Origin of the sequence: Priestia sp. 40, assembly GCF_049368575.1 — a bacterium.
GTDB lineage: Bacteria > Bacillota > Bacilli > Bacillales > Bacillaceae_H > Priestia > Priestia zanthoxyli.
This window is the reverse complement of the sequence record NZ_JBMPZA010000015.1, coordinates 682,605-690,273: the sequence shown is the minus strand read 5'-3', so window position 1 is coordinate 690,273 and position 7,669 is coordinate 682,605. Positions and strand designations below refer to the sequence as shown.

The 7,669-nt window shown below is 43.4% G+C and carries 5 protein-coding genes, 2 rRNA genes and 1 riboswitch; all 7 genes read left to right on the top strand.

The window, feature by feature from the left end:
- The first annotated feature begins 172 nt into the window (after positions 1-172).
- Positions 173-3,108, top strand: a 23S ribosomal RNA gene (locus tag ACO1DI_RS18375).
- Between the two features lie 62 nt (positions 3,109-3,170).
- A 5S ribosomal RNA gene (gene rrf / locus ACO1DI_RS18370) occupies positions 3,171-3,286 on the top strand.
- 166 nt (positions 3,287-3,452) lie between these two features.
- A complete protein-coding gene (locus ACO1DI_RS18365; RefSeq protein WP_014461942.1) occupies positions 3,453-3,653 on the top strand; it encodes an NETI motif-containing protein in 201 nt (66 codons plus the stop codon).
- Positions 3,654-3,737: 84 nt separating this feature from the next.
- Positions 3,738-3,839, top strand: a riboswitch (purine riboswitch).
- A gap of 128 nt (positions 3,840-3,967) precedes the next feature.
- Positions 3,968-4,456, top strand: coding sequence for a 5-(carboxyamino)imidazole ribonucleotide mutase (gene purE / locus ACO1DI_RS18360; protein WP_013055034.1), 489 nt, complete (start codon positions 3,968-3,970; stop codon positions 4,454-4,456).
- Entirely contained in the window at positions 4,449-5,594 is a 1,146-nt protein-coding gene (gene purK, locus ACO1DI_RS18355) for a 5-(carboxyamino)imidazole ribonucleotide synthase (protein ID WP_115652924.1), read from the top strand. Before purE ends, purK begins: the two co-directional genes overlap by 8 nt.
- Positions 5,591-6,883: an adenylosuccinate lyase gene (gene purB / locus ACO1DI_RS18350; RefSeq protein WP_013055036.1), complete on the top strand. Its 1,293-nt coding sequence runs from the start codon at positions 5,591-5,593 to the stop codon at positions 6,881-6,883. Before purK ends, purB begins: the two co-directional genes overlap by 4 nt.
- 74 nt (positions 6,884-6,957) lie before the next feature.
- A complete protein-coding gene (gene purC / locus ACO1DI_RS18345; protein WP_115652926.1) occupies positions 6,958-7,665 on the top strand; it encodes a phosphoribosylaminoimidazolesuccinocarboxamide synthase in 708 nt (235 codons plus the stop codon).
- Positions 7,666-7,669: the final 4 nt, after the last annotated feature.

Sequence of the window (7,669 nt, the reverse complement as noted above, 5' to 3'; positions counted from 1 at the left end):
CAATCTCTCAATTATAGAAAGCATACTACTTTCTTCTTATTAGATAAGAAGGATTTTGGTTGCGATTGTTCTTTGAAAACTAGATAACAGTAATTGCTGAGGAAAAGTGAAACTTTTCTTTAATCAAACCAATAAATAACACAACAATATGTTGTACCATTTATTCGCTAATGGTTAAGTTAGAAAGGGCGCACGGTGAATGCCTTGGCACTAGGAGCCGATGAAGGACGGGACTAACACCGATATGCTTCGGGGAGCTGTAAGTGAGCTTTGATCCGGAGATTTCCGAATGGGGAAACCCACTGTTCGTAATGGAACAGTATCTTTATCTGAATACATAGGATATTGAAGGCAGACCCGGGGAACTGAAACATCTAAGTACCCGGAGGAAGAGAAAGCAAATGCGATTTCCTGAGTAGCGGCGAGCGAAACGGAATTAGCCCAAACCAAGAGGCTTGCCTCTTGGGGTTGTAGGACACTCTATACGGAGTTACAAAGGAACGAAGTAAATGAAGCGACCTGGAAAGGTCCGTCAAAGAAGGTAACAACCCTGTAGTTGAAACTTCGTTCCCTCTTGAGTGGATCCTGAGTACGGCGGAACACGTGAAATTCCGTCGGAAGCTGGGAGGACCATCTCCCAAGGCTAAATACTACCTAGTGACCGATAGTGAACCAGTACCGTGAGGGAAAGGTGAAAAGCACCCCGGAAGGGGAGTGAAAGAGATCCTGAAACCGTGTGCCTACAAGTAGTCAGAGCCCGTTAACGGGTGATGGCGTGCCTTTTGTAGAATGAACCGGCGAGTTACGATCCCATGCAAGGTTAAGCTGATAAGGCGGAGCCGTAGCGAAAGCGAGTCTGAATAGGGCGTTTAGTATGTGGTTGTAGACCCGAAACCAGGTGATCTACCCATGTCCAGGGTGAAGTTCAGGTAACACTGAATGGAGGCCCGAACCCACGCACGTTGAAAAGTGCGGGGATGAGGTGTGGGTAGCGGAGAAATTCCAATCGAACCTGGAGATAGCTGGTTCTCTCCGAAATAGCTTTAGGGCTAGCCTCATGTTGTGAGAGTCTTGGAGGTAGAGCACTGATTGGACTAGGGGCCCCCAACGGGTTACCGAATTCAGTCAAACTCCGAATGCCAAAGACTTATCCATGGGAGTCAGACTGCGAGTGATAAGATCCGTAGTCAAAAGGGAAACAGCCCAGACCACCAGCTAAGGTCCCCAAGTATACGTTAAGTGGAAAAGGATGTGGAGTTGCTTAGACAACCAGGATGTTGGCTTAGAAGCAGCCACCATTTAAAGAGTGCGTAATAGCTCACTGGTCGAGTGACTCTGCGCCGAAAATGTACCGGGGCTAAACGTATCACCGAAGCTGTGGATTGACATCTTTGATGTCAGTGGTAGGAGAGCGTTCTAAGTGCTGTGAAGTCAGACCGTAAGGACTGGTGGAGCGCTTAGAAGTGAGAATGCCGGTATGAGTAGCGAAAGACAAGTGAGAATCTTGTCCACCGAATGCCTAAGGTTTCCTGAGGAAGGCTCGTCCGCTCAGGGTTAGTCGGGACCTAAGCCGAGGCTGAAAAGCGTAGGCGATGGCCAACAGGTTGATATTCCTGTACCACCTCCCCGCCGTTTGAGTAATGGGGGGACGCAGTAGGATAGGGTAAGCGCGCTGCTGGATATGCGCGTTCAAGCAGTTAGGCTGATGAGTAGGCAAATCCGCTCATCATAAAGGCTGAGCTGTGATGACGAGGGAATTATAGTACCGAAGTTCCTGATTCCACACTGCCAAGAAAAGCCTCTAGCGAGGCGGGAGGTGCCCGTACCGCAAACCGACACAGGTAGGCGAGGAGAGAATCCTAAGGTGATCGAGAGAACTCTCGTTAAGGAACTCGGCAAAATGACCCCGTAACTTCGGGAGAAGGGGTGCTCTGGTAGGGTGTATAGCCCGAGAGAGCCGCAGTGAATAGGCCCAGGCGACTGTTTAGCAAAAACACAGGTCTCTGCGAAGCCGCAAGGCGAAGTATAGGGGCTGACGCCTGCCCGGTGCTGGAAGGTTAAGAGGAGGGGTTATCCTTTGGGAGAAGCTCTGAATCGAAGCCCCAGTAAACGGCGGCCGTAACTATAACGGTCCTAAGGTAGCGAAATTCCTTGTCGGGTAAGTTCCGACCCGCACGAAAGGCGTAACGATCTGGGCACTGTCTCAACGAGAGACTCGGTGAAATTATAGTACCTGTGAAGATGCAGGTTACCCGCGACAGGACGGAAAGACCCCGTGGAGCTTTACTGTAGCCTGATATTGAATTTTGGTACAGCTTGTACAGGATAGGTAGGAGCCTGAGAAGCCGGAGCGCTAGCTTCGGTGGAGGCGTCGGTGGGATACTACCCTGGCTGTATTGAAATTCTAACCCGCGGCCCTGATCGGGCCGGGAGACAGTGTCAGGTGGGCAGTTTGACTGGGGCGGTCGCCTCCTAAAATGTAACGGAGGCGCCCAAAGGTTCCCTCAGAATGGTTGGAAATCATTCGTAGAGTGTAAAGGCACAAGGGAGCTTGACTGCGAGACCTACAAGTCGAGCAGGGACGAAAGTCGGGCTTAGTGATCCGGTGGTTCCGCATGGAAGGGCCATCGCTCAACGGATAAAAGCTACCCCGGGGATAACAGGCTTATCTCCCCCAAGAGTCCACATCGACGGGGAGGTTTGGCACCTCGATGTCGGCTCATCGCATCCTGGGGCTGTAGTCGGTCCCAAGGGTTGGGCTGTTCGCCCATTAAAGCGGTACGCGAGCTGGGTTCAGAACGTCGTGAGACAGTTCGGTCCCTATCCGTCGTGGGCGTAGGAAATTTGAGAGGAGCTGTCCTTAGTACGAGAGGACCGGGATGGACACACCGCTGGTGTACCAGTTGTCTTGCCAAAGGCATCGCTGGGTAGCTATGTGTGGACGGGATAAGTGCTGAAAGCATCTAAGCATGAAGCCCCCCTCAAGATGAGATTTCCCATAGCGTAAGCTAGTAAGATCCCTGAAAGATGATCAGGTTGATAGGTCAGAGGTGGAAGCGTGGCGACATGTGTAGCTGACTGATACTAATCGATCGAGGACTTAACCAAACTTTAAAAGCGTAAGCTTTACTCAGCAAACTGTTATCTAGTTTTGAGAGAGCAATCTCTTGTCTGGTGGCGATAGCGAAGAGGTCACACCCGTTCCCATACCGAACACGGAAGTTAAGCTCTTTAGCGCCAATGGTAGTTGGGACTTTGTCCCTGTGAGAGTAGGACGTTGCCAGGCCAATAAAAAGACTAGTCATTCAATGACTAGTCTTTTTTGTTTCTAAAAATTACAGCGTGAATTTAACTTTTAAATTATGTTACACTATAGTGGATTCATTTAATTTTTTATTATAAAAGTTCTTTTTGACGTTGTAAGAAACTTCTTTCAAACTGGAGGCTGCATTTTGGGTAAGAAATCAAAAAAAGTACTATACGAATTACAGGAAAATGAAACAATCGCAAGTTGTTTAGATCGGATGAAAAAAGATGGGTATATGCCCGTTCGACGAATGGAAAAGCCTATCTTTGAAGAAAAAGAAATAAATGGTAAAAAAGAGTATGTTCCGGTAAAGCAACAGATTGTTTTCGAAGGGAAAAGTCTCTAAATACGAACATTTTAATGATAAAAATAGTAAACATTCGATTTTTGGGTTGACTTTTTTCTGGTTTCGCTGTTATTATTAAGTTGTCAATTGAGATATCCGAAACCTCATATAATAGTGGGAATATGGCCCACGAGTTTCTACCCGATGACCGTAAATCATTGGACTATGAGGAGAGTACAATTACTAAATAGGTAAACATGATTCCTTTTCAAAAGGAATATTGATACATGAAACCTAGGGTAGTTGTGGCTTTCCTTTAGTGAGCCATAACATACCCTAGGTTTTTTTATAACGTGAAAAAGGAGCTTTTATTCATGAATGTAAAAGTTGCTGTTGTAATGGGCAGTCAGTCAGACTGGAGCACTATGAAATATGCGTGTGACATTTTAGATGAATTAAATATTGAATATGAAAAGAAAGTTGTATCAGCACATCGAACGCCGGATTATATGTTTGAGTATGCTGAAACTGCTAAAGAACGAGGGATTAAAGTTATTATTGCTGGCGCTGGTGGCGCTGCTCACTTACCTGGTATGATTGCTGCAAAAACAATTTTACCTGTAATAGGTGTACCAGTTAAATCAAGTAACTTAAACGGTTTAGATTCACTTTTATCGATTGTTCAAATGCCAGGCGGCGTACCGGTAGCTACAGTAGCTATTGGAAAAGCTGGTTCTACGAACGCTGGGTTGCTAGCAGCACAAATCTTAGCAACACAGGATCCAACGTTAAGTGATCAACTTGAAAATCGTAGAGAGTCTATTAAATCATCTGTGTTAGAAAGTAGTGATCAACTTGTCTAATTTACTTATACCTCCTGGTAAAACAATTGGAATCGTAGGCGGTGGACAGCTTGGGAGAATGATTGCACTATCTGCTAAAGAAATGGGTTATTACATTGCAGTGCTTGAACCAACAGAAGATTCTCCTTGCGGTCAAGTAGCAGATATTAAAGTCATTGGCAACTATGATGATAGAAAAGCGGTTGAAAAGCTTGCTGAAGTGTCAGATGTCATCACCTATGAATTTGAAAACGTTGATGTTGAGATGATGAAATGGCTAGAAACAAAATGCTACGTGCCACAGGGCAGTCATTTACTAGCCGTTACACAAAATCGCCGTTTAGAAAAAGAAATGATTACAAAGCTTAATCTAGACGTTCCTGACTATGCAATCGTTACGACTGAAGAAGAACTTTTAAAAGCTGTCGAAACAATTGGTTATCCTTGTGTTGTAAAAACTTGCCGAGGCGGATATGACGGTAAAGGGCAAGTTCTAGTGAAAAATGAAAATAATATTCGTGAAGCAGCTGAGCTATTAGCGCAATCAGAATGTATTGTAGAACAGTGGATGAATTTAGATAAAGAAGTATCAGTTATTGTGCACCGCAATGCAAAAGGCGAAACGGTATGTTTACCAGTAGCTGAGAACATTCATAAGCATCATATTTTACACCAAACAATTGTTCCAGCACGTATTACAGCAGATCAAGAAGCGAAAGCTCTTCAATATGCGCAGGAAATAGCAAAAGGATTAGATTTAGTTGGTACGTTAGCAGTTGAGATGTTTCTAACTAAAGAAGGTCAGATTTATATAAATGAAATGGCGCCTAGACCTCATAATTCAGGTCATTATTCAATCAATGCTTGTGATCTTTCTCAATTTCAACAGCACGTAAGAGCCATTTGTAACTGGACCCTAGCACAGCCGACTTTATTAAAACCTGCTGTTATGGTTAACCTATTAGGGGAACATATTGAGAACACAATGGCAAAAATCGAATGTTTAGATGATATGCACTTGCATTTGTACGGAAAAAAAGTTGCAAAAGAGAAGAGAAAAATGGGACATATCACGGTATTAGCTGATAAGATAGATGAGGCGATAGAAAAAGCCGAATCTCTAGGAATTTGGGAAAGAACGGAGGAAGTAACAACATGATTGAACGTTATACAAGACCAGAAATGGCAGCTATTTGGACAGAAGAAAATAAATTTAAAGCTTGGTTAGAAGTTGAAATTCTAGCTTGCGAAGCATGGTCAGAATTAGGACACATTCCGAAAGAAGATGTGAAGTTAATTCGTCAAAATGCATCTTTTGATATTAACCGCATCAATGAAATTGAACTAGAAACACGTCATGACGTAGTAGCTTTCACTCGTGCAGTATCTGAAACGCTTGGTGAAGAGCGCAAGTGGGTACACTACGGTTTGACTTCAACTGACGTAGTTGATACAGCACTATCTTATTTATTAAAGCAAGCTAATGAAATCTTGCTAAGTGACGTAGAGCGCTTTGTAGAAGTACTAAAGGAAAAAGCTCAAGAACATAAGTATACGGTTATGATGGGACGTACGCACGGTGTACACGCTGAGCCAACGACTTTTGGTTTGAAAATGGGGTTATGGTACGAAGAAATGAAGCGTAACCTAGAGCGTTTAAAACGTGCTGCAGCTGAAGTGGAATTCGGTAAAATGTCAGGAGCAGTTGGAACGTTTGCTAACATCGATCCTTTCGTTGAAAAATACGTATGTGAGAAGCTAGGGATTTCACCAGCACCAATCTCTACGCAAACATTACAGCGTGACCGTCATGCACACTATATGTCAGTCCTAGCGTTAATTGCGACATCTATTGAGAAATTTGCAGTAGAAGTTCGCGGTCTTCAAAAGAGTGAAACACGTGAGGTTGAAGAGTACTTTGCAAAAGGTCAAAAAGGATCATCTGCAATGCCTCATAAACGTAATCCAATCGGTTCTGAGAACGTAACGGGACTTGCTCGCTTAATTCGCGGCTATATGGTTACAGCTTATGATAATGTACCGCTTTGGCATGAGCGTGACATCTCTCATTCATCGGCAGAGCGTGTCATCTTACCTGATGCAACGATTGCTTTAAATTACATGTTAAATCGTTTTGCAAATATTGTTAAAAACTTAACAGTATTCCCTGACAACATGAAGCGCAACATGGATCGTACACTAGGGTTAATTTACTCACAGCGTGTACTGTTAACATTAATTAATAAAGGTATGGTACGTGAAGAAGCATACGACTTAGTACAGCCAAAAGCAATGGAAGCATGGGAAACTCAAGTTCCTTTCCGTTCTTTAATTGAAGGCGAAGAGCGTATTACTCGCCACTTATCACCAGAAGAGATTGAAGATTGCTTCGATCATAAGCACCATTTAAAAAATGTAGATATGATTTTTGAACGTTTAGGTCTTTAATAAAAAAGGCAAGGCACGTCCTTGCCTTTATCTAAAAAAGTGTATCTGAATATTCTGTATGTAGAGGTGACAGCATGGAAAAGCAAGAGTTACTTTATGAAGGAAAAGCGAAAAAAATTTACGCTACTGATGAGCAAGATGTATTGTGGGTTGCTTATAAAAACGAAGCTACAGCATTCAACGGTCAGAAAAAGGCAGAGATTAGCGGGAAAGCACAGCTGAACAACCAAATTAGTAGTTTACTATTTTCAATGTTACATGAGCAAGGGATTACAACTCACTTTGTGAAGCAGCTTTCAGATCATGAACAAGCGGTTAAGAAAGTAGAGATTGTTCCGCTTGAAGTTGTTGTACGAAATGCTACAGCAGGAAGCCTTGCGAAGCGAATTGGCGTAGAAGAAGGTATTCGCTTTGAACAGCCAATCGTTGAACTTTACTATAAAGATGACGCGCTTGGTGATCCGTTAATTCTTGCAGAACATGCAATTTTCCTTAAGGCTGCAACTCAAGAAGAGATTGATAGTTTAAAGGCACAAGCACTTCAAATCAACGAAGTATTATCGGAATTTTTCAAAGATAAAGACATTTTCTTGGTAGATTTTAAATTAGAATTCGGCCGTACTTCTCAAGGCGACATTATTTTAGCGGATGAAATTTCACCTGACACTTGCCGCTTCTGGGATGTTCATACGAACGAAAAATTAGATAAAGATGTATTCCGCAGAGACTTAGGCGGTTTAACAGAAGCATACGAAAAAATCTTACAGCGAATCGGAGGATAACCCA

Bases quoted from the DNA above. Each gene is read 5' to 3' on its own strand.
- purE (WP_013055034.1), top strand. From the start codon at position 3,968: ATGAATGTAAAAGTTGCTGTTGTAATGGGCAGTCAGTCAGACTGGAGC.
- purB (WP_013055036.1), top strand. From the start codon at position 5,591: ATGATTGAACGTTATACAAGACCAGAAATGGCAGCTATTTGGACAGAA.
- purC (WP_115652926.1), top strand. From the start codon at position 6,958: ATGGAAAAGCAAGAGTTACTTTATGAAGGAAAAGCGAAAAAAATTTAC.